This is a genomic window from Gemmatimonadaceae bacterium, assembly GCA_035606695.1.
Lineage (GTDB): Bacteria > Gemmatimonadota > Gemmatimonadetes > Gemmatimonadales > Gemmatimonadaceae > JAQBQB01.
Window position 1 is genome coordinate 41,187 of the sequence record DATNEW010000040.1, and the last position, 25,049, is coordinate 66,235.

The following is a 25,049-nucleotide window of genomic DNA, read 5'->3' on the forward strand; positions in this document are numbered from 1 at the left end:
TGGTGGCTATCTGCGCACCGCGCCGCAGCCGGTAACCATGCAACCGTAACCTGAGCCGCCGTCAGACGTACGAAGGGCTGGCCCCGCGCATTAGAAAACTGTTACTCGTCCTCGAAATCGTCCCTCCAGAAGTCAGCGTACCCTTTCTCCGCCCGCCGCTCGAATTCGGCGCGATCGCGTTGATGGAGCGCCGCGACGTCCGTCTGTCCGGCGCCCTTCAACATGTCGGCGAGAATCGCGTCCATGCGCGCGTCCCACTGCGTGTTGAGGGCAGTCCATTCGTCGGGCGCGTCTTGGAGCACGAAGCTCTCATCCTCGCGCAGCCCGTGCGCCCGCTCGATATCGTCGATGGCTTGCGATAGGCGCACGAGCTCTTCGTCGACGTACACCACGCCATCGAACGCCGAGTCGAGAAACAGTCCGGCGAGATAGTAGAACGTGTCGTCGCTCGTGATGAGGCGGTCCGCCAGCTCGCGCGCGCCGCGCATCCAGGGAATCAATTCCGAAGGCCCGCGAATCTCGGCCCTGATGCGGCCGAGCATCCGCTCGCGCCGCTCGTCGTTCTTTTCTCGAACCATCGCCTCGAGCCGCTCGGCGGGAGGACGCGCATCCGTCGTCGCGGCGGGCTGCCGTCGCATGCGTCGAAACCGTCGCATCGTCATGCCGTGCAAGCTAGCCGCCTCCCTTGTCGTCCTGAGGGAGCGCCTCCTCCCCGTTGTCATCCTGAGGGAGCGCAGCGACCGAAGGACCTGCTTGTGTGAACGCCTTGCCACCTCTCCAATCTGCCGAGCACATTATGGGCATGGCTGCGCAGCGACAGCGTCGATGGACGGAGGCCGAGTTCTACACGGCGCGCGACGCGGCGCCCTCGGGTGAGCGCTGGGAGCTCGTCGACGGCGAGGTGCTCGTGACCCCGTCGCCGCATTGGGTGCATCAGGGCCTCGTGGCGCGCTTGTTCGAATTGCTCGCGCCGTATGTACGCCAGAACTCGCTCGGCCATACGTTCTTTTCGCCGCTCGACGTAAAGTTCGAGCCCGGGCTCGTTCTGCAGCCCGACGTGCTCGTGGTTCCAGCGGGCGAGCTTCGCACACGCCAGGACGTCATTAGAAAACTCTTACTCGCCGTCGAAGTCGTTTCGCCGAGCTCGGCGCGGCATGATCGCGTGACCAAGCGGCCGAAGTATCAGAGGAATCGCGTGCCCGAATACCGGGTGCTCGACGAAGCATCGCGCACGATCGAGCGTTGGCGCCCCGAGGACGAGCGACCGGAGATAATCGCCTAGAAGCTGACCTGGCATCCCGATGGGGCGTCGGAGCCGTTCACGCTCGATCTCGGCGCATTCTTTGGCGACGTGCTGCCGCCGTGACTCCTTGTGATTTCAACCGAGTCGCGTTCGTTTGGTGCGAGTCCCGATCACACCCGAGGCTATCATGTCGGACATGGGAACTTTCCGCACGACGATGGCAATCGAGAACCCGCTGAATCGCGGACCGCGACACGTCATCGAAAAGGCACTCGTGGACACCGGCGCCGAGTTGACGTGGGTGCCCGCCGAGGTGCTGATGGATCTGGGCCTCGCGCGCGTGAAGCGCACGGGATTTCGGACTGCCGACGGCCGACCGGTGTATCGCGACGTCGGGTACGCGATTGTGCACGCGGGCGGCACGGAAACGAACGATGAGGTGGTGTTCGGCGAGCCTGGCGACATCATTTTCCTTGGCGCCCGATCCCTCGTGGGACTGAACCTGCGCGTCGATCCGCACGCCAGGCAATTGGTGGACGCCGGGCCAATGCCCGCGATGGCAATGGCGATGGCGAGCTAGCCTCCTCGCGCCGGGCGCCGCGATCGTGCAGAATGTACGATATCTCGACACCAGGACCTTCAATGCCTCGCCCTCGCCGCGACGCGCTCGTTCTAGTTCTCATAATAACCACACTCGCCGCGCCTCACATGGCATCGGCGCAGCAACGCCCCACCGGTCGCCCCGAAGACACCGAGGTCTGGAGTCCCGAGCCCAGGATCGTCACGCCTGGCGCACACGATGGCGATGCCCCGTCGGATGCGATCGCGCTCTTCGACGGCCGCAATCTCGACCAGTGGGTCTCGGTGAAGGACGGGTCGCCCGCGCGCTGGACCGTTGCCGATGGCATCCTCACCGTGAACAAGCAGGGCGGCAACATCCAGACGAAGCGGCGCTTCGGCGACTATCAGCTGCACCTCGAGTTCCGCATTCCGCCGGGCATCACCGGCTCGGGCCAGGCGCGCGGCAACAGCGGACTCTTTCTCGCCTCGACCGGCCCGGGCGACGACGGCTACGAGCTGCAGATCCTCGACTCGTACGAGAACAAGACATACGTGAATGGCCAGGCCGCGTCGATCTACAAGCAGTATCCGCCGCTCGTGAATGCCGCGCGCAGGCCGGGCGAATGGCAGACGTACGACGTGATCTGGACGGCGCCGCGCTTTCGCGCCGACGGCTCACTCGAGTCGCCGGCATACGTGACGGCGTTTCATGACGGTGTGCTCGTACAGAATCACGTGGCGCTCAAGGGGCCGACGTTGTACATCGGGCAGCCGCACTACGCGCCGCATGGTGATTCGCCCATCAAGTTGCAGGCGCACGGCGATGCGAGTCTGCCGATCAGCTTTCGGAATATCTGGGTACGAGAAACGACGGATCACAAAGGGTGACACGCCTCTCGCTCGTGCGATCGGCCTTGCTGTCGATCGTACTCCCGTGCGCGGCGACTGCACAGTCGAGCAGCCTCTCGAGCGTCGAGCGCCGCATCGAGCACGGCGTCGACACGCTCGTCATGCGCCGCACCACCGAGACGCTGGCGAGCCGCGACATGGAAGGCCGCCGTCCCGGAACCCGCGGCGGCGAGCGCGCCGAGCAGTGGATCGCCGATCGTTTTCGCGAGCTCGGGCTCGAACCGGGCGGTGATCAGAAAACGTTCTTCCAGAACGTCCCGCTCATTCAACTCGCGCCGCGTGCCGAGACACGCCTTGTCGCCGGCGCCGTCACGCTCCGATGGCACGACGATTTCACTTTTCTCACACAACAAGCTCCCGACACCGCGGTCCTCACCGCGCCCGTGGCGCTCGTGCGCACGGGAGGATCATACGAACAGACACCGGCTCATGACGTGCGCGGACGGATCGTCGTCGCGCGAGTCGCGCCGGGCACCGGCAGTGCAGTGTTCATCGCGCGAGCGTTCGCCGAGCGATTCGGCCCCGCCGGCGCGTTGGCGGTGGTGGTTGCCGGCGTTCAACCGCCCAATCGCCCGTTCGCGCAGCTGGTCACCAACAACTCGCATCCGGTCATTCGCCGTACGGACGTTCCGCCGCCGCCTGCCGCGCGTTGCCCGACGATGCTCTTGAGCGATGCCGCGGCGCTGCGCCTCTACGCCGCGCTCGGCCTCGATAGTGCCGTCGCATCACGCCCTGTCGCGCGCGATGCGGCGCCAGTGTGGCGCGACCTCGACTCGACGATCACGCTCGTCGTGCGCGCCGACGTCCAGCACATCGTCGGTCGCAACGTGATCGGGCTGCTGCGCGGAACGGACAACGGCGCGCAAGGCACCGCCGTGGTGCTTACGGCGCATCACGACGCGTTTGGTGTGAACGCCGACGGTTCCGTCAACGCCGGCGCGGTGGACAACGCGATCGCGGTCGGCGACCTGCTCGCCGCCGCGCGCGCGATCGTCGGAGCGACGGCACGGCCGCGCCACACCATCATCTTCATGGCAACCACCGGCGAGGAATTCGGCTGGCTCGGCGCGCGGTATTGGGTCGCGCATTCCACCTGGCCGCTGGCGCGTGTTGCCGCGGACGTGAATCTCGAGGGCGACGATCCCGGCGCACCGCTCACCGGCCGAAAGCGATTCATCTCGTACAATGCATCGGGCGCCGATCTGCACGAGGTGTTCGCGAACGTGGTGCACGCGGCGGGACACGACACCGTCGCCGACCCAATGCCCGCCCAGCACGCCGAATTTCACAGTGACGCGGCGGCATTCTCCGAGGCCGGCGTGCCCGCGTCGTGGATATTCATGTTTCCTGATACGCCGGCCGACGCCATGGCGGCGTACGTGCGCACGGCGCAAGCACGAATTCACACGGCGGCGGATTCGATCGTGAGCGGGTGGTCGTACGCCGCGGTGCGAGACAAGGCGGTGATCGCGGCGCTGCTCACGTGGCGCTTGGCCGACTCGCCGAACTTTCCGGCGCGCGTGACGCCGGTGTTGCCCGGGCTCATGGCGCCGATTCCGTAGCTGCTTCCGCCAGCCGTTGCACGACGCCGAGTTGACCGAGCAGCGTCAACCATCCCACTTCGCTGTTGTACTGCACGATCCGCCCGTCCTCGACGCGCGAGATGCTGAGGTTCTGAAACTGAACCGTCCTTCCCGTCGGCGCGACGCCGAGCAGCGGGCCGTCGTGCGTTCCGCGAAAGATCCATTGAAACGCGACGCGATTCCCATCGACGAGCTGCTGCTTCAACTCGGCGCGGAAGTCCGGGAATGCCACGCGCATCGGCGGGAAATGCTCGCGCAGCGCCGCGAGACCCGGGTGCTTGTCGAACACGCTGTAATCGCCGGCGAACAGTGATTCGAAGACGCCGCGAGCGACGTCGGCGGGTGAGCTCACGCGAATGTCCATTGGAAAAGGATGATGAACGATCGCGGATCGCCCGCGAGCCTGCCGTCCCCAAAAACGGGGACGTGCAATTCTCATCGTTGCGGAGGCTCCCCTCCCGAGCTGGCGCCGTTCTCGCCCGGCACCGGTACCGTTTCTGCCATGTTCGCCCGACATGCCTGGCTCGACGAATGGGAAAATTGCCGCCCTTCTGCGCGATCTCGCGGCCGTTCAGACGGCGCAGCAGAGCGAGTGGGGCTACAAGCGCGCGGCGGCGGCGATTCTCGATCTGGACGAGCCCGTTGAGCGCTATCTGCGCCCGGACGGCACGCTCCGGAAGATTCCGCACGTTGGTCCCAAGTCGGAGCAGGTCGTGCTCGAGGTGCTGCGCACGGGAAAGTCCGCGACCGTCGAAAAAGCCGTGGCGGCGAGTGGAAAGTCGCGCGACGTGCGCAAGCGCCGCGGGCTGCGTGGCAACTTTCTGTCGCGGTCGGAAGTAGTCGCGGCGCTTCGCAACAAGCGGCTCAAGGGCCCCGCGCTCGCCGACTACCGCGGCGACCTTCAGATGCATTCCGTCTGGAGCGACGGCGGCCAGGCCTTCGACGAGATCGCCGATGCGGCCCGGGCGCGTGGTTATGAGTATTGTGCTGTGACAGATCACTCATACGGCCTCACCATCGCGCATGGCGTGGCGATGAAGGATCTCGTCAAGCAGCAGAAAGAGATCGACCGCGTGAACCGCGCCCTGCGCGGCAAATTCCGTCTGATCAAGGGCATCGAGGCGAACATCCGTGCCGACGGTTCGGTGGACATGGAACCGAAGGAGCTCGCTCAACTCGAGCTGGTTGTCGCGGCGCCGCACTCGATGCTGCGTACCGAAGCCGATCAAACGGATCGGATGATCGCCGCCGTGCGCACGCGGGGCGTGCAGATCCTCGGTCATCCGCGCGGCCGCATGTACGGTTCGCGCCCGGGCGTGTCGGCGGATTGGGACGCCGTGTTCGAGGCGGCGGCGGAGAGCGGCGTCGCGATCGAGATCGACGGCGATCCCTCGCGGCAGGACATCGACTACGTCCTCGCTCGGCGCGCCGTCAAGGCGAGGTGTTTGTTCGCGCTCGACAGCGACGCGCACGCGACCGACGAGTTGGCGAATGCCGAGATCGCGATTGCGCACGCGCGGCTCGCCCAAGTGCCGAAGGATCGCGTCATTAACTGCTGGCCGCTCGATCGGTTGATGGAGTGGTTGGCGAGCAGAAAGCCGCGTGCGCGTCGCTCCGCTCGTTGACGGAAGGTTCGAGCACGGCATCACGTGGCCGAGTCCTTGCGCGGGTGTTCTGTCATGACTTCCAATGCCATGATGAAGACGACCGCTGCACACGCCTCGCGCGCCTCGCGCGCACCGCTCGCTCCGCTCGCCCTCCTCGCGGCTGCGAGCGGCGCGCGTACGATGTCCGGCATCGCCGCCGTGGCGCGGGCGCGAGCAGGCCAGGCAAGGCAAGCGCGCAGGTCGGGTCCGGCTCCGCGGATCGTTCGCCGCTTCGATGACGGTATCGCCAACATCGCGACCGTGCTCGCGATCTTCGAGATGATGGCGGACAAGGCGCCGGGCATTCCCGATCGCGTCGACGCCGGACCGCTCTTTGGGCGAGTGCTTGCTGGGGCTGTCGTTGGTGCGGCCGTCGCGCAGATGCAGTCGCGGCCGAGACAGCCCTACACGATCGCGGGCGCGCTCACCGCGTTCGCGAGGGCGCAGCTCAGCTTTCGCATGCGGCGTGCGCTGTCAGAGGCGATGCCGCAGTTTGCGGCCGGGCTTGTCGAAGATGTGGTCGTGATCGGAGTGGTGGCGGCCGGCACGGCGCTGCTACCCTTTTTGGGCGATCGCCATGCTCGTCTCCCGAAAGCGGCTCACATTGACGATTGATGTCGCTGATTGGATCGCGAACGTCGAGGCCCTCCCGTTGCTCAGCTTCGTACCAGTCGACAATCGCATCGCGGTGCGCGCCGTGCAGCTCGAAGGGTTGGCGTCTCGCGATCCCGCCGATCGCATGATCGCCGCCACCGCACTCGGACTCGGCGCCATCCTGATCACGGCTGATGCTCATCTTCGCGCATACCGACCCCTCGAGACGCTGTGGGATTGATACGGCCCGGCGTCGCACTAGAAGCTCATCCCGGTGGATTCAGCGTGTAGTCGACCGCGAAGTTCGCGGCGTCGCCCGTCGAGGCCGAGCAGTTGGTGCTGGTGCACTTGCCTGTCACGGGTGCGGGATTCGGCGTTGGCCCTTGAGCGCTGCATCCGGAACCGGAGATGGACGCCGTCACGGTGCCGTTGATCGAGCTCGAGCTGACGGTGCCCGTCGTGGACGCGCTCATGGTGCAGCCGCTGCACGAGAGCGAGGGGAAGGCGATCGAATACGTTCCATCGCTCGCGACCGCCGCCGTTCCGGTTGCGGTGGCTTTGCAGCTTTTCGTCGTCGGACCCGGCAGCGGGATCCCTTCCTCGAGAGAGTAGCTCCACGTGCCGGCGACCACGGTGATGCCGGCGTCGCCGGCGCACGAGCACACGATGACGGTGGACGCCACGGCGGCCAGCAGGGTGGTGAAAAGCTTCGTCGTCATTCTTGGCCGCCCGGGAAAGTGTGAAGCTGCGCGTTATCGCTACCGAATCTTCGCCGCCCGCTGATCCAGCCCATTCTGGTGCAACACCAACGCGCTCACGTTCCCGCTGCCATCCGTGACGAACGTGATCTGCGCATCGACTTCCTTGAGGAAGAAATCCTTCTGCGATTCCGCCCACAGTTTGAACTTGGGCTGCGCGGTGGCCTGCACCCATAGCGCGCCACCGTCGAGCGTCACGTCGAGCATGAACGTCGGCGCGAGCTGATAGGTGCCCGTGTAGCGCGCGAGCACCGAACGGGGGACGTCGATCGCCGTGTGCTGCTTCGGTGGCGCGGGTTTGGGCACCAGCGGCAGTGACGGATTCAGAAGATGCACGCCGATGTCGTCCGCCCCCTCGCCGGCGCTGTTCGTCATCACGACGACGCCGACTTTGCGCGACGGCACGAATCCGATGTACGTGCGATAGCCGCCCGTGCCGCCGTTGTGCCAGACGATTGTATCGGCGCCGGCGTGAATGATGATCCAGTTCAACCCGATCATCATCGCGCCCGCCGGCGCGCGCTCCGCGTGCGCGAACGCCATCGCGCGCTCGAGCGGTCCGCGCTCGGGATGCAGATTAGCATCGAGGAATTTCAGCATGTCGATCGTCGTCGAGCGGATGGCGCCGGCGCCGGCGAGCGCCGGAATGTCCCAGTTCGACGTCACCGCTCCACCCTCGTCATGCCCCAGGGCGAGATGCTCGCGCATCCACGGCGTGAACGTGATCGCCGTATGTGTCATGCCGAGTGGCTGCCAGATGCGCGCGCGGGCCATGTCTTCGTAGGACGTGCCCGCCGCGAGCGACAACGCATTTCCCAGCAGCCCGACCCCGAGATTAGAGTATTCGAACAACGCGCCAGGATCGCGCGGCAGCGTGTAGCTCGAGAGGAAGTCGTACATCTGCCGCACCGTGTAATCCGCGTACGGATTCGCTGGGTTCGCCGGATGGAAATTGGTCGGCATCCGCGGCAGCCCCGAGTTCTGCTCGGAGAGGCTGCCGAGCGTGATGACCTTGCCGTTGTGTGTGGGGATCTTCACGTCGGCGGGCAGGTAGCGCTGCACCGGATCGTTCAGGCTCACCTTGCCTTCCTGCACCATCTCGGCGAGCACTGTCGCGGTGAACACCTTCGAGATGGATCCGATCTCGAAGACCGAGTTGCCGTCGAGCGGCGGTTGGCCTGGGCCGGCGTCGCCGTAGGCGATGATGCGCGAGTGCCCGTCGGCATCGAGCAGGCCGATGACGATGCCGGCGCTGCGGTGCTCGGCGACGCGTTGTTTGAGGATCGACAGGATAGCGCTGTCCGATGGAAACACCGGGCGCTGGGCGAATGCCGCGAGCGGGAACGTCAGGGGGAGCGAATACAGGGCGAGGGCGAGGCGCATGGACGGCTCCGAAGGGGCAATGGAAGGTACGGCGTCGAGGGAGTCACGGCGAATCGTGAGCTCGCGAGCATGTGCGGATCAGTAGCGACGCAGCCACATCGCAGCATAGGCTTACACCGTGAGACCGCGCGGCGGCCGATCTCACTCGCCGTCCATACGTGCGGATGACGGCTGTATCCCCGCCTCGAGTCGGGCAGGGATCGATGTGCTTCTCAGCCACCGGGAGCTTTACGCTTTCGGGTGTGCTCGCCGCCGTCGGCGTGGCGTCGGTCACGCGCAAGGTTCAGGCGCCTGCGCGCATGTTCGCGGCGGTGCCGTTGTTGTTCGCGGCGCAGCAGGTGGCGGAGGGAGTCGTGTGGCTGACGATGAATTCAGCGCGCGGCTCGACTCCCGACGCACTCGGCGCGATTCATCGGTTATCGGTGTACGCGTTCCTCGCGTTCGCGCTCATCGTGTGGCCGGTGTGGTCGCCGTTGTCGTTGCGGTTCATCGAGCGCAACCCCGCGCGAAAGAAGATGCTCACGGCGCTGTGCGCGCTCGGCGCCGCGATTGGAGTGGGAGCGGCTGTGCTACTTTCGCGCTGGCAACCTGTGGCGGCGGTGGCGGGACACTCCATCAATTACAGCTGGGCCGGGTCGCGCAATCCGATCGTCGAGCTCGTGGTGTTGCTCGCGTATGCGTCGGCGACTGTCGTGGCGTTCTTCGTTTCGACGGTTCGCTATGCGAGAGTCATTGGCGGCGCGCTGGTCGTGTCGGTGGCGATGACGATGCTCATTCGGCGTGAGGCGTTGACGTCGGTGTGGTGTTTCTTTGCGGCGGTGGTGAGTTGTTTGGTGTTGGTGGCGGTGGAGGGGATGCGCGGACCTTCGTGACGCTGTGCACAGCCACGGCGACGCATTCGCCGAGCCGAAACTGGCAGCCAAGATCGCGGATGCACTTAGGAGCGGGCAGGATGACGTGTGGCTCCCGAAGCTGCCCGACGCATTGAATGGCGGGCTTGGTCTCCAGGCCGAGTCATGGACGGGGCTGCGTTAGCAAGCGATTGCGGTCGGATCGGCGCCAAGCTTCGACTAAGTGACTGGAAAATGCTCGATAGCCGGCGCGTTGCGACCCTCCCATATTTCTCGAATGTCAAACGTGTTCCTGCTCTACATCCCGCCGGGAAACCCCGAGGCGGTGGTGCATTATCAGGACACGATCAAGCAGCGCGTTCCCCTAGCCCGGATCGCGCCGCGCGTCTCGGCATCGCTTCGTTCGAAGCTGATATCAGTCTTTGGTCAATCGCCGATCGCCGTGTGGGGCTCGAGTGGCGGCCCGAGAAACCGGAGCAATTTCGAGCGAATGTCCCGAGGTGATGACATCCTCATCATCGAGGGCGACTCGATCAAGTTGATCGGCAAGGTTGCTGCGAAGACTGAAAGCAAGGAGCTGTCGCGTGAGCTGTGGCGGCCATTAAAGGGCGACGGCGACACGAGCTGGGAGTTGATCTACTTCATCGCCAACTCGCGCGAGCTGAATGTTCCGTTCGCGGAATTCTGCTCTCTGTTCGGTTACTCGCAGAATTTCCAACTGCGTGGCTTTACGACTGTCGCGCCAGAGCGCATGGAGGAGTTCAGCAACAAGTACGATGACCTGTACTCGATTCTTGTACGGATTCAGAACGGGCAGCCGGTCGCACAGAAGATCATCCCTCCGATCGTCCCCGAGATCGCACCGCCGGATGACCTCGTTCCGTTGACGAGCAACGAATTGGACGAGGCCCTGAGAACGCGGATCGTTTCTGACCACGTGCGCATGCAATGGAAGCTGGCTCGACTCGGACTAAAGGCAGGCGAGCGAGTTTGGGTCCCGGCAAACGATCAAAACAAGCTCCGGCAGGCGTACCAATTCGAGTCGTTCGATGCCGAGTTTTCCGCCGGAATCGATTTACCTCGTTCGTACGTCGAGAATATCGATGTCGTTTGGAAACAGGAGTTCCGAATCGGCGCCGCATACGAGATCGAGAATTCGACATCCATCTATTCGGGCCTGCTCCGATTTGCGGACTTGAACATCATTGCACCGAACACGCTCTATCCGATGTTCATCGTCGCGCCGAAGGAGAGAAAGGGTCAGCTGCGGAAGCAGCTCGAACGGCCAACGTTCAAGCGGCTCGAGCTGGACAAGAAAGTGCGATTCCTGTCGTATGAAGCGATTGATGAGATTGACGAGTTTTTTTCTGAATCGAGTTCAGGGATGAACGTGGACATCATTCTCGCGAAGTCTGAGCAGGCTGCGTAGGATTGAGCTGACACGTCCCTTCCGAGCTCAACGACGGAGACTATGCGCCGACTCAATGTACAATTCAGCCAGATTGAGGAGTGCATACGAACGGCCCTGTTCGCGGTTGACTCCTTGCCTCGAAACCCGCCTCTAGCGCACGGAGAGCTCCTTCTTCTCCAGCTGGTCAAGTCCGACGCGGAACGATTGGGAAAGCTGGACCGCCGGATCGAGTTCGCGCTGGTCTTCGATAGTGTTCGCCGGGACCTGACTGGCAACGAAAGCCGGGCTCATTGGCCGAAAGCGGGAAAGACCTGGAAGTACATTCTCCAGTGTTCGGAGACGCTGCCTGCGATCCCGTTCAGCCTCGAGCGACTCCCCCTCAGTCGTGACTACGCCGGCCAAACGAACGCCCAATACATTGATCCGAAAGATGAAGCTCTGATTCGCCCGTATCTAAAGGGCGGGCTTGTCGCGGAATCATTAGCCGCGCTCGCCGGCGTCGTGCCGCTGCTCCGAGCGATTAAGAACTATGACATTGTTGCCCGGCTCTCTCCGCGCCGCGTAATCGCCGTCCGTGAGCACTCTCGGCGCGCAGCCGACCCGTGGCTTACCGACGCGCTGAAATCGCTTTATGACCACAAATGTCAGGTCTGCACCAATGATTTCAGGCCCCGGTATGGTGTAGCGTACGCGGATACTCGTTTTCTTGCGCCGCCGAGCAGTCCTGAGGACGTCGTAAGCAAGAACTTGGTAGTCGTTTGCCCCAACCACCGCGCGATAATCGGCGCGGCGGGAGCGGAGTTCGATGCTTCGTCACTGGCGTTCGTTTATCCGAACGGACTTTCCGAAAAGCTGTTGTTGCGCGACCACCTGTTGGACTAGGCCGGACCTGACAACAACGCGCGATGGCTGAATTCGATACCGACTCACAGCTGCGATCGATCATCTTTGCGCGCCTGCAGCAGCTCAAATCGCGCTACGGAGATCGAATTCCCGCCACAGAATTGAGCGTCGGTGTCACCCTGAACGGGGAGCGAATTCCAATCTGGAATTACCAAAAGGGCATCTTCAAGCCCGCGGTGCTCGGACGGAACGGCGCTGCGATAAGTATTCAGACGTCCGCGGATTCGCCATACGAAGATGAGCAAGACGTCGAGGCAGGTCACTTCATTTACAAATATCAGGGCCAAGATCCCAACCACTCCGACAATCGCGCGTTGCGAACCGCGATGGAGCTCAGGCGTCCGTTGGTGTACCTGATGGCCGTAGACCCCGGCGTGTACGACGCGATCTTTCCGGTGTACGTGACATCCGACGATCCGACCGCGACGCAGGTGACGCTCGTCGCCGACCAGCCGACGTCCGGACTTGGGTTCGTCGATACTCCGATGGCTGCCGTCGGACGTGCGTACGCGACACGCGCTGTAATGCAACGCCTACATCAGCAGCACTTTCGACGGATCGTTTTGGATGCGTACGGCGACCGTTGTGCAATCTGCCGTCTGAACTATTTGGAATTGCTCGACGCCGCGCACATCCTCGAGGACAAGCATCCAAAAGGCGAACCGGTCGTGACCAACGGTCTCGGAATGTGCAAAATCCATCACTCGGCGTTCGATGCGGACATTCTCGGCATCGATCCGGACGCGCGAGTGCACATTCGCCTGGACGTTCTCAAGAAGAAAGACGGACCAATGCTCAAGCATGGCTTGCAAGAGCTACACGGATCTCGCCTCGTCCTTCCGAGGAGGCCGCAGCTTCGTCCGAATCGCGACTTTCTGGCCGAGCGTTTCGACAAGTTTTCCGCGGCCTGAACCGGTCAGATGCCACGGCCAGTCGTCAGGCAGACGAAGTTGCTGAATCGCTCGGCAATGCGGGCCTCACTTTGAGCACGGTCTCCTTCCGAATCTCGACTGTCCCGGCCTTCGCCCCTCTCGGCTTACTGACATTCTTCGCCAGCGTACACGACACCGCGACGGTCCCGCCGTTCCTGGCTTTGCTATGATACGCCGCAATCGCCGCCGCCTTTTCGATCGTCGCCCGATCCGGCTCCTCGTCCCGATCGCATCGCAGCACGACATGACTCCCCGGCATCCCGCGCACATGGAACCAGTAGTCGTTCGCCGCGGCGATGTTGAGACTCAACCGATCGTTGTCCTCATCCGTCCGTCCCGCGAGCACCGTCCACCCACCCGGCAGCGTGTACTCGAGCAACCGCCCCGAGTCTCCTCGCGGGGTTGGACGTCGGCTTAGATCATCACGTTCGGCCATCTCTAATGATGCAGCGCCGACCGCGCTCGCGCTCGCGGTTCGCCGTCATGTCTCCGCGGCCACCGTCCTCGCCGCGCGGCCTGCGCAGATGCTCGCGGAGTTTTCGCCCTCGGCAATTCGACGAGACTCCAATGCAAGGCGACGCGCCTCCATATAGCGATGTGGAGCGCCAAATGTCCCTCGGCGAGAGACCGCGGCGGGCCGCTGATGGCACGTGTTCGTCGGCCGGGATCGAATGCCGATCTGCCGAGATCGCATTGTAGCTTGGCGAGACCGTTTGATTCCTTCGCGAGAGCGCTTGCTGGCTTGGACAGGGCGCTCGCTCGCTTGGCTAGATCGCTCGATCGTTTCGCGAGATGCCTTGCTCACGCGGCGCGACCCATTGCTTTCCTGGCGCGACCGCTTGCTCGTCCGACGCGACCGCTTGCTGGCGCGGAGCCACGACTTGATCTCGCGGCGAGATGCCTTGCCCGCGCGGCGCGACGACATCGCACCTCCGCGAGCTCGCATGCGACTGCGGCGCGACGATAGGCCTGACTGACCCGCTCACGTTGCCGCTCCACGAGATCACTCAATAGCTCGCCGAGATGACGTACGCCATCGGTGATGAAGCTTGCACGTTTCTGTCACGCTGCATCTCAGATCCGTAAATCGCATTTCCATTCGTCGAGACGACATGTCACCTTGCCGCCTCCACGTGACAACAATCTTCCGCCACCTCCATCGATTCTCCCGCCTCTCCCCCAACTACTCCCCACGCAAAGCACTCTGGCGCATCTCCCCCCGCCACCCAATATTTGCCTCCCTCCCTCAGGCGCCAGAATGCGAACGCGATTCACCGCAGCCGCCTTTCCGCTCGCGATCGTACTCTCGGCCGCCTCCGGCTTCACCTCCGCTGCGGCCCAATCGGCGCCGCCGCCCCAGACCCAACTCATCGACGTCCTTCCGCCGTCGACAAGCGCCACACAACTAGCGCTCACCGCCGACGCCCAGCGGGTGTACTATGGCGACTCTACGCGCGCCCTCTGGTTTTACGATCGCGGCACGAAGCGCACCGTCCCGCTCGCCCCGGGCGAAGTATTCGATCTCACGCTGTCGCCGCGCGCTGACGCCCTCGCCTACGCACGCGCGACCCTGAGTGGCGCGGCCGAGCACTACATCTATGTACTGCCGCTCGATGCGCGGACGGGCCTTCCATCGGGCCCGGAACGCCGCGTGAGCGTCACGCCGGGCGATGCGCCCGCCATCGCGCCCGACGGAAAGTCGTTGGCGTTCGCGCGCGACGACGCAAGCGGTGTCAGTCAAAGCGTCGCTGTTATAGAACTTGGATCGCTCGCATCGATGACCGGCCGCGTTACCGAGCGCACGCTCGCCGGCTCACTGCACTCGAGCATCAGCAACATCCGCTGGTCGCCCGACGGCCAATCCATCTACTTCGGCGTCAATCCGCCGGTGCCATGCAATCCGGATTGGAGTTGCCTCGAGCTCAAGCCCGAGTTCGTTCAGAGATCCGGCACGCTCGAGCGGGTGTCGCTGGCGAGCGGGAAGATCGACGTCGTGACGTCGCCGGTCGCCAACGGGTGGCCGGGCCTCTCCGCCGACGGATCGCTGCTCGCCTTCAGCGATTCGAGTTTTCCGCCGAACCTCGTCGTCGCGAACACCGACGGCCGCGTTCTGCGCACGGTCGCCGTGGCGCGGGGCCAGACCGTCGAAGGGTGGCTCGCCGCGTCGACTTTACTGTTCTCTGATCGAGGTGACGTCCAGCGCCTGCGCAGCTTCTCGATCGCCGACGGTAGCACTCACCTCGTTGCGGACAGCCTGGCCTCGATCGCGGATCCGCTCGCGTCGCCCGACGGAACGATGATGGATTTCGTCACCTGTGCCGCCGGCCGCTGCGAGATGCGCATTCAGCACGCCGACGGATCGTCGCCGCGGACAATCGCGCTGCCCGACACCTACCGCGGATTCGGCGCGTGGTCGCCCGACGCGAAGCACATCGCCTACTTCGGCGACGCAGGAACGTCGGGCGAGCTGCACCCGAGTATCGTCGACGTCGCCGCCGGCAGCGTCAAGACATTCGACGCCGCGCGCGCCAATGCGTGGGCCCTGTCGTGGACCGACGACTCGCGCGCGATCACGCTTTCCCTCGTGATCGGCGGAGCGGGTGCCACTCGGCGCCTCTCGCTCGAGCGCATCGCGCTCGACGGGTCGGCACAGTTCACTCGCGAGCTGCCGCTTGGCAAGACGCCGAGTGTCGGTCGGGCCGTCGACATGACGTCGGCGGTGACGATTCGCGGCACCGAGATCCAACGCGCCGCATTCGATGGCGATTCAGTGGTGTCGACGCTGCTGCCGAAAGTGTCGGCGCGCTATCTCGGCTGGTTCGCCGTCTCTGCGGATCGACAGCGGTTCGTCTTTCGTCGCACGACCGATTCCTCGAGCGACGAGCCCAGGATTCTGGAAATCGTCAACCGCGACGGCAGCGGTCGTGTGACCATCCAGCTTCCGTTCATACTCGTCAACGGCACGACGACCATCCAATTCCTCCCCGGCGGCGCACAGCTCCTCGTCGAGGGCTTCTCGGACGATGTGGACGGCGTCGGCGTCTATGTGATCGACATCGCGACGAAATCAGCGAAGCGCGTGCTTGCGATTCCGGGCCGCGTCTTCACCCGCGAGCTGTCGCTGTCACCCGACGGCCGCACGATCTTCTATGTCACCAACGAACGCTCGACGAGCCGAGTGTTCACGATGGACCTCTCGTCGCTGCGCGATGATCACAAACACTAATATGACAACTCACAAGCGCTGGCTCATCGCCCCACTCGCGCTACTCGGCGCCGCCGGCCGGCCGGTGCCAACCGTGCCGCCGACGCCTGTGTCTGGGCCGCAGTACGCGCACATCTACACGCTCCGCCCCAAGGAAGGCGTGTTCGCCTACGCGCGGATCTCGCCCGACGGGCGCACGCTCGTGTACGCGAGCGAGCAGTCGGACGCGCGGCATCCGAGAGGCATCCGGACGCAGGAGACGGTCGTCGACCTCGCGACGAAGAAGGTGGTGTACACCGAGGGCGGCATCGACGCGTACTGGTCGATCGACGGCACGCGAATCATCTACTCCGGCACGAACGGCGTGAGCATTCGCGACATGAAGACGGGAACCGTCGCCGGCAACGTCGCCCCGAACGGGCTCGGCGACTACTACAGCTGGGCGCGCCGCGATGGGAAGGATCTCATCATGACGATCGACAGCCATTACTACTATTTGAATAACGGCAAGGCCGTGCTGCCGTATGCGACGGTCAAAAAATGCGACAAGATCGGCACGGGCGAGCGCCCGCTGATCTCGAAGGACGGCATGCGCATCACGACGTTCGTCGACGGCAACATCGTCGTGCGCAACGTCGACAACTGCGACGACATCTTCGACACGGGCATCAAGGGCGCGAAGGCGGACTTCTCGTGGGACGGCCGATACATCGCCTTCCACTCGCTCAAGCCTCAAGGGTCGGGCTACGACATTCAGATCGTCGACCTCGAGAAGCGCACGATCCGCACGCTGCCGGGACTCGGCGGATCGGCGCTGTTCCCGAGCTGGACGCGCGACGGCCGGCTCGAGTTCCGCTATGACGGCCCGGACTATCGCGGCTTCGTGCTCGCGAGCAACGTGCTCGACGTCCCTGCGCGTCCGCTGCCCGCGGCGGCCGAGCCGTTGCCGTCGCATCGCACGTGGAACGACATCTTTCCTGGGATGGAGCGGCAGCAGCATCACCTCAATGTCGTGTTGATCTGGGCGCCGTGGAGCACGCACAGCCAGATCGCGTTCACTGAGCTCGACCAGGCGCGCGATTATTTCGCGCGGGAGCGAGCGGACGTGTCGATCGCGGCGGCGGCGGATCCGGGGAGCGCGGAGCAAGAGATCGCGAGGCAGTGGGCGGCGTTTGAGACGAGTGTGCCGAGGATTCCCCTGACGTCGCGCGGGCTTGGGTTGACGCAGGCGAGGAATCAGATGCCGACGACGCTGCTGTTTCGGGATGGAGTGCTGGTCGGCGAGAAGCTCGGGGCGCAGACGGCGGAGCAGCTGCAAGGGTGGATTGAGAGGGAAGGGAGGTAGGAGAGCAATCGAAAGAGCGAACCGAAAGAGCGAACCGAAAGAGCGAACCGAAACGGCGAACCGAAAAGGCGAACCGAAAGGGCGAACGAAAAGAGCGGAAGCAAAAAGGCGACGGCGGAAGTCGAATGATGACGGGCCACGGCGCTCGGATGCATAGCATTCCGCCATGCCATCACCAAACGGAGTGCGCGCGTGGCAGGCCGCGATCCAGGTCGCCGAGCGAACGCGCCAGCTTGTCGCCCTGTTCCCAAGGCGCGGCTACGCGGACCTGCGCGATCAGATGACCCGGTCCTCGGAGTCGATCGGCAATAACATTGCCGAGGGGCGCGGCTCGAGCTTCGAGCGCGAGTACATCAAGTATCTGGACACCGCGGCGCGTTCCGCGAACGAGTTGACCTCGCAGCTCGTGACGGTGATGGAGTACGGCATCGTGCCGAGGTCGCTGGCGTTCCATTTGAACGGCACCGTGATTTGTACGAGGCGCATGATCGAGTCGCTGCGCGACGTCGTGCAGGCGAATTACGAGGCGAGGGAACGTCAGCGCCGCGCTGACGCCAGGAGCCGGCGTAAGGTGCCCAAGGGGAAGCGAGCGAAGAAGCGAGTGAAGAAGAAAGGTTGAGAAAGGCGTTCGCCGTTTCGGTTCGCCGTTTCGGTTCGCTCTTTCGGTTCGCCGTTTCGGTTCGCCTTTTCGGTTCGCTCTTACCGCCCCCGCCGCCGAAACGCCCGCTCTCCCGTGTATAGATACTTGACGCCCCCACTCGCGTCCCGAATCACGGTAAACCGAATCGTCCCGGTCGCCTTCGTTTCGTCATTCGCAAACCGAAGCTCGAGCGCATTCCACCCAACGATGCGCCCCGATCCGCGCAGCGTTCTCTCTGTCGTATCACGATCGACGATCTCGAGCGCGTCACCACCGCCGCTGCGCGCGCTGACGGTGATCACGCGCGTACCATTGAGATAGCGCCCAACAAGTTCCGCCGGCAGAAGAACCCGCCCCGTCGTATCGACAGGCGGCGGCTGCCGCCCACCAGCTCCGATCGCCTCAGTGGCAGCACGCTGCGTCGCCGTCGGCGTCGCATCGAGCCGGTTCTCTAATACAACGAACGCACGATTCACCGTCGGCGCCATCGCCACCCGCGAGCCGAAGCCGTTCATCCGCCCATTCTTGCTCCACAGCAGTACGCCCCCCTCGTTGACGATCACGCCTAATCCGCCAAAGACGTTCGTCGCTCCGGGAAACGCCATGCGCGGCTTCACAATTGTCTCAATGACCGCGCGATCGATCGCCTGCCGTCCGTCGATCATGCCGTGATTCATCACCGCGATCGCGAGGCGCGCAATGTCCTCCGCGCTCGCCCACAAAAAGGTGGACGGCAGATGTCGCGCATCCGTGAGGACGGGTCGCACCAACTGCGGCGGCGCGCCGACAGCGCCGATGTGCCCTTGCGAGAACGGCCACGTGACCGCGCTCTGTGTCGCGAACGTTGCGCGCGTCATGCCCACCGGCTGCAACACTCGCTCCGCTACGAGATCCGTGTAGCGCTTGCCGCTCGCCGCGGCGATGACGGCGCCCGCGAGGATGTAGCCCGGATTCGAGTACGAGTGAACGTCGCCCGGCTCCGTGAACAGCATCGCGTCCGTGCACGCGCGAACGGAGCGAACGAGATCGTCTTCGTTCTCGTCTTCGTCGATCGGCGTTGCCGTGATGATCTCCGCGACACCCGCCGTGTGCTCGAGGAGCTGCGCCAGCGTGACTTTGCCAAGTCGTGGCGACAGGCCTTTCATGTATCGCGCGATGGGCGCGTCGAGCGAGATGCCGCGCGCCTTGGCTTCGGCGACGACGGTGATCGCGGTGACGAGCTTCGTGATCGAGCCCACGCGAAAGAGCATGTCGGGCGTGACGGGCGCGCCGGTCTCGACGTTCGACGTGCCGTACCCTTTCGCGTACACGATGCGCCCACTGTCGACGAACGCCACGGCGATGCCGGGAATGCCGAGGGTTTGCATGTCGCGCGCGGCCGCGCGATCGACCGCGGCGAACAGGCTGTCGCGCGTGGGCATCCGCTGCGCGCCGACGGCGTGCATTGCGGCAACCGTCGTTGCGGTCGCCATGACAGCGATGCGAGGAAGGGAGATCTTCACGACACTCATATTGCGCCCCTCGGCCACAGTGCCGCAACTCGGCCCGCATGCTAGTATCGAGGCATGCCCAGCATGTCCTTCCGCCGAAAGCTTCGCGAGTGGCTGCTCCGATACGGGCCCGCGGAACTGGCCGGCCTGACCGTCGCATTCATTGCATCGGTCATCGTGCGGCGATCGATGCACAGCGCGATCGCGGCCGGCTACGCCGCGGCGTGGGGCGAGACCATCGGCTACGTGCTGATGATGGTCGTGCGTGACTACACGGCCGAGGTGCACGCGTCTCCGCAGGTCGAACGACGGCAACACGTGCGGCACGCAAGCAACGTCGCCACGGGGTTGCTCGCTGAGTTTGGGCCCGCCGGCGTTATCGATACGTTCGTGACCCGCCCGCTCGCGATGACGCTCGGAATTCGGTTCGCCGGGCCGGTATTCGGCCTCGTGATCGGCAAGCTCGCCGCCGACGCCGTGTTCTACGCACCGGTCATCTACATGTACGAACGGCGCAAACATCGGCGCGCGCGCGCAAAGCGCACAGACGCCGACTGACATTGCACCCCGCGTCCCTCGCGGGCCGCGCGTCCCAGCCGTAACTTTTCCTGCCCGCTCGGCCACGCCCCGCAGCCTGACCCTGATGGAGCTTCGCGACCGACTACAAGACGCGCTCGGAACCGCCTACCGCATCGAGCGCGAGCTCACCGGCGGCGGCATGTCGCGCGTCTTCGTCGCGCACGAGCAAGCACTCGGCCGCACGGTGGTGGTGAAGGTGTTGCCGCCCGCGGTCGCGGGCAGCGTCAACGCCGATCGCTTCGAGCGCGAGATTCGTCTCATGGCGCAGTTGCAGCATCCGTGCATCGTGCCGCTGCTCACCGTTGGCGACTTCGACGGACTGCCGTTCTACACCATGCCGTACGTCGCCGGCGAATCACTGCGCGCGCGGCTCGTGCGCGAGGGTTCGCTGCCGCAGACGGAGGTGACGGGCATTTTGCGCGACGTCGCGTCGGCGCTCGCTTACGCGCATGCACAAGGGGTCGTGCATCGCGACATCAAGCCCGACAACGTGCTCGAATCCGGCGGCTACGCGGTGGTCACGGACTTCGGCATCGCTAAGGCGCTCGCGTCGGCGCGCATCGATGCGGGTCAAGCCGGCACGTTGACGACGGTGGGCGTCACCGTCGGCACCGCCGCGTACATGGCGCCCGAACAAGCACTCGGCGATCCCACCGCGGACCATCGCGTCGATCTCTACGCGCTGGGCATGACCGCCTATGAGCTTCTCACGGGCGCGACGCCGTTCGCCGGACGAACGCTGCACGCGATGGTCGCCGCGCACGTCGCCGAGGCACCTCCCTCGATCGCCGAGCGTGTGCCCGAGCTCTCGCGTCGGCTGGCGTCGCTGATCATGCGGTGCATCGCCAAATCGCCGGATGATCGGCCGGCGACGGCGCAGGAAGTGGTCGCCGAGCTCGACGAGATCGAGCGGCGCGACTCCGTGCGCGGGGAGCGCGCCGTATCAGAATCGTCTAACGATTCCAGCTTGGGCGATGCGAAGCCGCGCGTGACGAGACGCGCCGTCGCTGGCGCAGCCGTTGTCATCGGCGCGCTCGTGCTGAGCGTAATTGCGACGCGATTCGTTCGCTCGCATCGAACTGTCGAAGCGCTCGGTGTCGTTCACTCCACGGCGGTGCTGCCGCTCGCGGCGCCGGCGGGCGATACCGCGCTGGCCGAGATGGGCGATCAGATCGCTGATGAGTTGAGTCAGACGCTGCGACGTCAGCCTGGTTTGACGGTTTCGTCCCGCCTGTCGGCGTCCGCGTTCCGAAATTCCGCTGCGTCGCCCCGTGACGTCGCCGCGCGATTGCACGCCGACGCGCTCGTCGCGGGCTTGCTGGCGCGCGACGGCCAATACGTGCGCGTCACGTTGAATGTCCTTCGAGGTCGTGATGCGGCGACGGTCGCGACCATCGACGCCAGCACCGATGCGGCGCATGACCTGATCGACGTGCAGCGGCAACTCGCCGATTCGCTCGCACGCCTCGTCGCCGGCGGCGAGGCGGTGTTGCACGGTCCCGGAACCAGGAATGCCGCGGCGTACGATCTGTATCTGCGCGCGCGGTCGCTGGAGTATCATCGCGGCGGCGGATTGCGTCGCGCCGCCGCGCTCTTCGATTCGGCGACGAAGATCGACAGTACGTTCGCCGAGGCATGGGCGGGTCTCGCCGAGTCGTTGTCGCTCCTGCCGCTGTATGAGAATGCTCCTGCCGATTCCGTGCAGATGCCGGCGAGCGCGGCGGCGCAACGCGCGCTGCGCCTCGATAGCCGCCTGGCTGAAGCACATACGGCGATCGGCAACGTGCGGACGACGCAGTGGGATTGGGAGGGCGCCATCACCGCGTTCGAGGAGGCGCGCCGTCTCGATCCGAGCAACGCGAACGCGTTGCAGTATCTCGCCGAGGTGTTGTTTCTGGAGGGGCGCGTGCACGAGGCGATACCGATCGTGCAGCGGGCGATCGAGCTCGACCCACTGTCGCCGGTGCAAGCGGCGGTCATGTCCACGATGTCGCTCTTCGACGGCGAGATCGACACCGCGTACGCGCATGCACGCCGCGCGTACGATCTCGATCCCACGTTTGCCGGTTCGCTCCGCAGCTACGCGCGCGTTCTCTACGCGAAGGACAGCGTCGACAAGGCGCTCGAGCTCCTGGCCCGCTCGCCGGCCGGCGTCACGGGAATCGGCGTATTAGGATTCTATGATGCCATCGCCGGGCGCCGCGCGGCGGCGCTCGACGCGCTACGCCAGCTGGAGCAGGAAGACGCGCGTCATTCCGTGGCGGCGCTCAACGTCGCGCTGGTGTACGTTGGGCTTGGCGACACCGCGCAGGCGTTGCGCTGGATCGAGAAGCTGCCGGCGCGACACGAGATGATGCGCCAATCCACCTCTGTTGCCGACCCGGCGTTCGCACGGCTCTGGCCATCGCCGCGCTTCGCCGCGGTGCTGCGACAATTTGGGCTCGATGCCAGTCAGTATCATCCGCCGGCCACTTCCCTGGGACGAGGCTTTCCGCGATGAAGACACTGTGGAACGAAGCAGACCGAACGGAATTGCGCGACCGCGTTCGCAGACTCGCGCCGTCGGCGACTCCCCAATGGGGGCGAATGAACGCGTTCCAGATGATGGTGCACATCACCGATCAACTGCGCATGAGCCTGGGCGAGCTGAAAGTGGGTCAGCTGCGGAGCATCGCGCGATACGCGCCGCTCAAGCAGTTGCTCATCTACTGGCTACCGTGGCCGAAGGGAGCGCCGACAATGCCTGAGCTCATCGCGCGCCCGCCGGGCGAGTGGACGGGCGAAGTCGACGCGTTCCTCGCGGCGCTCGAGCGGTTCGGCGCGCGTGATCCTCGGCAACCGTGGAGCGAGCATCCGTTGTTCGGCGCGCTGTCACCGCGCGCGTGGGGCGCCTTGGGCTACCGCCACGTGGACCATCATTTTCGGCAGTTCGGAGTCTGATCGCGACTCAGCTTCGCGATCCGAATACCTGTACCGAGCACACGAGCGATCCAGCTTGCAGCTGCGCCACACCGATCTCGGTGTATGCCACATTCAGTATATTAGACCTGTGATCGGGCGAGCTCATCCACATGTCCATGACGTGCTGCGCGTCGGGCGTGTTCGAGCCGGCGAGATTCTCGCCCAGCGCGCGCCAGACATATCCGACCGCATTCGCGCGGTCCTGCATCTGCGGATACGCCGTTCCAGTTTGCGTATGCGACCAGACAGCCGTCTGCGCGATCTCACTGCAGAGAATCGCGGCGGCGCGATCGAGCGACGCGTTCTCGGTGAGCGGCTTGGCGCCTGAAGCGGCGCGCGCCTGATTCGTGAGCGAGATCACCGAGCTGATGGTCGCGGCCGAACCGACCGCGGGCGACGTAGCCGAGACCGGCGTGTTCGGCGCTTCGGACGCGGTCGGGCTCGTTGGGATCACCTCGCAGGCCGCGAGGCCCGCGCATACCAGCGGAACGGCGAGCTCGATCGCACCGCGGAGGGAGGGGAGTCTCATGCTTGAACGACGATTTCGGATCGGCGCCGGTCAGCTCAGCCGTGGGTGTTGTTGATTGTCATCCCGAGCGGCGCTTCGCGCCTCCGCTCGGGATGACACGAGAGCGGAGCGCCTCGCACCTTCACGTCGCTGGACACACTGAGACGATTACATTCCCGGAAACCGCTCCGGAGTGTCGATGGACATCCTGACCTGGCTCATCGTTGGTCTCGTCGCCGGCGTTCTCGCATCGCTCGTTGCCGGCGGCTACGGCCTGATCGCCGACATCGTGATCGGCATCGCCGGCGCGTTCGTCGGCGCGTGGATTCTTCGCCACCTGGGCGCGACGGTCCCGGTCGGCGGACTCGCCGGCGTCATCATCGTGGCGTTCATCGGTGCGGTGGTGCTGCTCGTGCTGCTGCGAATCATTCGCAGCCTCACTCGCTCGTCACCGCCCTGAGGGCGCCACTACCCGCGAGCCTCGGTCGATCCGGCTGACCTCGAATCACTCGGCGAGGAGTTGGGGCGAGTCGCTAGCTCGCGCGCCTCACCCCACTCGCTTCGCCACTTTGCGGCCCCGCTTCTTCGCCGGCGGACGCGGCGCCTCCGGCGTCGGTCTCGGGCCGTCCTTCACGGGCACCGTCGTTGACGGACACGTCTCGATGATCGTGACGATGACTTCCTCGACGTACACCGACGAGAATTCCGTGTTGATGATGCCGCCATCGGTCGTGACGCTCGCGCTCAGGAACACCGACGCGGTGTCGTAGCCCGTTCCTTTACCGCCGGCAGCGGCGCTGATCGTCGAGAGATCGGTGTTGCATTCGCCCGGGAACTCGATCGGCTTCGCTGTCGGCGCCGGCGCGCCGTCCCACTGGGCATAGGCATTCACGCCGGCTTTGTCCTCCGTGCTGTCGTCGTCGATCAGAACCTTGCCGACGAATCGCGCCGACACCGTGTAGTTGCAGGCGTTCTTCGTTGTGATCGGGATGAAGAACGCCAGGTTCCCCGTATCGGACTTGGTCTTCAGATGCTTCGCGATCTCCTCGAGGTCCGTCTCGATCTTGCCGATCTGATTGATCAACGCCGAGACGGAGAGACTGGAGCCGAGGATCGTCGACAGAATGTTGGAGAGGGTACGCGTGAACGGCTCGGGATCAGCGACGAGCATCAGGAACGGCACCGAGAACGTGACCGTGTAGACGGCGGTGTCGATCGCGTTTTGCGGAATGATCGCCACCTTCGAGCTCTTCTGCACGTCGGCGACCGCTGGATCGGGGGACGTCGCGAACTTCTTCAGCGTTGTGTCACATGCGACGACGACGTCACTCTTCTTGATGATCATGGCGCAGCCCGGTGGCCAACGTAACGCTCGCGAGACCGTCATCGGCCGGCTCGAGCGGCTCGACGATAGGAGCCTCGGCCGAAATGCGCAACGCGGAGTTCGATGAGGACTCTCTCATGAAATCCGTTGGGCATACAAGTATCGCAAACAAACGACTACGCGCGCCCCACCGCGAACTGGCCCCCCCCCCCCCCCCCCCCCC

The 25,049-nt window shown here is 64.8% G+C and carries 26 protein-coding genes; 18 read left to right on the plus strand and 8 right to left on the minus strand.

Translation table 11 applies throughout. The features are described 5' to 3' along the window. Positions 1-101 precede the first annotated feature (101 nt). Complete coding sequence (locus VN706_21640) at positions 102-656, minus strand: hypothetical protein (GenBank protein HXT18249.1); 555 nt, start codon at positions 654-656, stop codon at positions 102-104. 146 nt (positions 657-802) lie between these two features. On the opposite strand from VN706_21640, the gene VN706_21645 reads away from it, so the two are divergent. From VN706_21645 to VN706_21660, 4 genes are all read left to right on the plus strand, one after another. After that, positions 803-1,282, plus strand: a complete 480-nt coding sequence (locus VN706_21645; GenBank protein ID HXT18250.1) for a Uma2 family endonuclease — start codon at positions 803-805, stop codon at positions 1,280-1,282. Positions 1,283-1,430: 148 nt separating this feature from the next. Further along, positions 1,431-1,823 (plus strand): hypothetical protein, encoded by a 393-nt coding sequence (locus VN706_21650; protein ID HXT18251.1) that lies wholly within the window; start codon positions 1,431-1,433, stop codon positions 1,821-1,823. Between the two features lie 128 nt (positions 1,824-1,951). Further along, a complete protein-coding gene (locus VN706_21655; protein HXT18252.1) occupies positions 1,952-2,692 on the plus strand; it encodes a DUF1080 domain-containing protein in 741 nt (246 codons plus the stop codon). Next, on the plus strand, positions 2,689-4,275 hold the full coding sequence (locus tag VN706_21660; GenBank protein HXT18253.1) for a M28 family peptidase: 1,587 nt from the start codon (positions 2,689-2,691) through the stop codon (positions 4,273-4,275). Before VN706_21655 ends, VN706_21660 begins: the two co-directional genes overlap by 4 nt. On the opposite strand, the gene VN706_21665 is transcribed toward VN706_21660, so the two are convergent. Next, positions 4,256-4,648 carry an ester cyclase gene (locus tag VN706_21665; GenBank protein ID HXT18254.1) on the minus strand — a complete coding sequence of 131 codons (393 nt, stop codon included), beginning with the start codon at positions 4,646-4,648 and terminating at the stop codon, positions 4,256-4,258. The genes VN706_21660 and VN706_21665 overlap by 20 nt on opposite strands. A 163-nt stretch (positions 4,649-4,811) precedes the next feature. Here VN706_21665 and VN706_21670 point away from each other — a divergent pair, with 163 nt between their 5' ends. The 3 genes from VN706_21670 to VN706_21680 are packed head-to-tail and all read left to right on the plus strand — an operon-like array spanning position 4,812 to position 6,777. After that, positions 4,812-5,921 (plus strand): DNA polymerase/3'-5' exonuclease PolX, encoded by a 1,110-nt coding sequence (locus VN706_21670; GenBank protein HXT18255.1) that lies wholly within the window; start codon positions 4,812-4,814, stop codon positions 5,919-5,921. 54 nt (positions 5,922-5,975) lie between these two features. Beyond that, positions 5,976-6,557, plus strand: a complete 582-nt coding sequence (locus tag VN706_21675; GenBank protein ID HXT18256.1) for a DUF4126 family protein — start codon at positions 5,976-5,978, stop codon at positions 6,555-6,557. Continuing rightward, positions 6,520-6,777: a PIN domain-containing protein gene (locus VN706_21680; protein HXT18257.1), complete on the plus strand. Its 258-nt coding sequence runs from the start codon at positions 6,520-6,522 to the stop codon at positions 6,775-6,777. The genes VN706_21675 and VN706_21680 overlap by 38 nt, the downstream gene beginning before the upstream one ends. Positions 6,778-6,802: 25 nt before the next feature. Here the strand turns inward: VN706_21680 and VN706_21685 are convergent, their stop codons facing one another. Together VN706_21685 and VN706_21690 are read right to left on the minus strand one after the other, a co-directional pair. Then, a complete protein-coding gene (locus tag VN706_21685; protein HXT18258.1) occupies positions 6,803-7,255 on the minus strand; it encodes a hypothetical protein in 453 nt (150 codons plus the stop codon). Between the two features lie 39 nt (positions 7,256-7,294). Further along, positions 7,295-8,677 carry a serine hydrolase gene (locus VN706_21690; GenBank protein ID HXT18259.1) on the minus strand — a complete coding sequence of 461 codons (1,383 nt, stop codon included), beginning with the start codon at positions 8,675-8,677 and terminating at the stop codon, positions 7,295-7,297. A 203-nt stretch (positions 8,678-8,880) separates the two neighbouring features. On the opposite strand from VN706_21690, the gene VN706_21695 reads away from it, so the two are divergent. From VN706_21695 to VN706_21710, 4 genes are all read left to right on the plus strand, one after another. Further along, a complete protein-coding gene (locus VN706_21695) occupies positions 8,881-9,549 on the plus strand; it encodes a DUF6629 family protein (GenBank protein ID HXT18260.1) in 669 nt (222 codons plus the stop codon). Positions 9,550-9,805: 256 nt separating this feature from the next. Next, a complete protein-coding gene (locus VN706_21700; GenBank protein HXT18261.1) occupies positions 9,806-10,957 on the plus strand; it encodes a hypothetical protein in 1,152 nt (383 codons plus the stop codon). 186 nt (positions 10,958-11,143) lie between these two features. Beyond that, positions 11,144-11,821, plus strand: coding sequence for a hypothetical protein (locus VN706_21705; GenBank protein HXT18262.1), 678 nt, complete (start codon positions 11,144-11,146; stop codon positions 11,819-11,821). 23 nt (positions 11,822-11,844) lie between these two features. Beyond that, positions 11,845-12,753, plus strand: a complete 909-nt coding sequence (locus tag VN706_21710) for an HNH endonuclease (GenBank protein HXT18263.1) — start codon at positions 11,845-11,847, stop codon at positions 12,751-12,753. 25 nt (positions 12,754-12,778) lie between these two features. Here the strand turns inward: VN706_21710 and VN706_21715 are convergent, their stop codons facing one another. After that, complete coding sequence (locus VN706_21715; GenBank protein ID HXT18264.1) at positions 12,779-13,153, minus strand: NFACT RNA binding domain-containing protein; 375 nt, start codon at positions 13,151-13,153, stop codon at positions 12,779-12,781. Positions 13,154-14,032: 879 nt separating this feature from the next. On the opposite strand from VN706_21715, the gene VN706_21720 reads away from it, so the two are divergent. From VN706_21720 to VN706_21730, 3 genes are all read left to right on the plus strand, one after another. Further along, positions 14,033-16,000, plus strand: coding sequence for a hypothetical protein (locus VN706_21720; protein HXT18265.1), 1,968 nt, complete (start codon positions 14,033-14,035; stop codon positions 15,998-16,000). Between the two features lies 1 nt (position 16,001). Further along, positions 16,002-17,324: a hypothetical protein gene (locus VN706_21725; GenBank protein HXT18266.1), complete on the plus strand. Its 1,323-nt coding sequence runs from the start codon at positions 16,002-16,004 to the stop codon at positions 17,322-17,324. Positions 17,325-17,490: 166 nt separating this feature from the next. Further along, complete coding sequence (locus tag VN706_21730) at positions 17,491-17,943, plus strand: four helix bundle protein (GenBank protein HXT18267.1); 453 nt, start codon at positions 17,491-17,493, stop codon at positions 17,941-17,943. An 80-nt stretch (positions 17,944-18,023) separates the two neighbouring features. On the opposite strand, the gene VN706_21735 is transcribed toward VN706_21730, so the two are convergent. Further along, entirely contained in the window at positions 18,024-19,436 is a 1,413-nt protein-coding gene (locus VN706_21735; protein ID HXT18268.1) for a serine hydrolase domain-containing protein, read from the minus strand. A gap of 93 nt (positions 19,437-19,529) precedes the next feature. Here VN706_21735 and VN706_21740 point away from each other — a divergent pair, with 93 nt between their 5' ends. From VN706_21740 to VN706_21750, 3 genes are all read left to right on the plus strand, one after another. Further along, positions 19,530-20,012, plus strand: coding sequence for a hypothetical protein (locus VN706_21740; GenBank protein ID HXT18269.1), 483 nt, complete (start codon positions 19,530-19,532; stop codon positions 20,010-20,012). Positions 20,013-20,097: 85 nt separating this feature from the next. Then, the gene (locus tag VN706_21745) at positions 20,098-22,533 is read left to right on the plus strand and encodes a protein kinase (protein ID HXT18270.1); all 2,436 of its coding nucleotides are present in this window, start codon (positions 20,098-20,100) and stop codon (positions 22,531-22,533) included. Beyond that, a complete protein-coding gene (locus VN706_21750) occupies positions 22,530-22,973 on the plus strand; it encodes a DUF1569 domain-containing protein (protein ID HXT18271.1) in 444 nt (147 codons plus the stop codon). Before VN706_21745 ends, VN706_21750 begins: the two co-directional genes overlap by 4 nt. A gap of 7 nt (positions 22,974-22,980) precedes the next feature. Here VN706_21750 and VN706_21755 read toward each other — a convergent pair whose 3' ends face one another. Then, positions 22,981-23,523, minus strand: a complete 543-nt coding sequence (locus tag VN706_21755; GenBank protein HXT18272.1) for a CAP domain-containing protein — start codon at positions 23,521-23,523, stop codon at positions 22,981-22,983. A 178-nt stretch (positions 23,524-23,701) separates the two neighbouring features. On the opposite strand from VN706_21755, the gene VN706_21760 reads away from it, so the two are divergent. After that, a complete protein-coding gene (locus tag VN706_21760) occupies positions 23,702-23,962 on the plus strand; it encodes a GlsB/YeaQ/YmgE family stress response membrane protein (protein HXT18273.1) in 261 nt (86 codons plus the stop codon). A gap of 87 nt (positions 23,963-24,049) precedes the next feature. On the opposite strand, the gene VN706_21765 is transcribed toward VN706_21760, so the two are convergent. After that, positions 24,050-24,847 carry a hypothetical protein gene (locus VN706_21765; protein HXT18274.1) on the minus strand — a complete coding sequence of 266 codons (798 nt, stop codon included), beginning with the start codon at positions 24,845-24,847 and terminating at the stop codon, positions 24,050-24,052. Positions 24,848-25,049 lie beyond the last annotated feature (202 nt).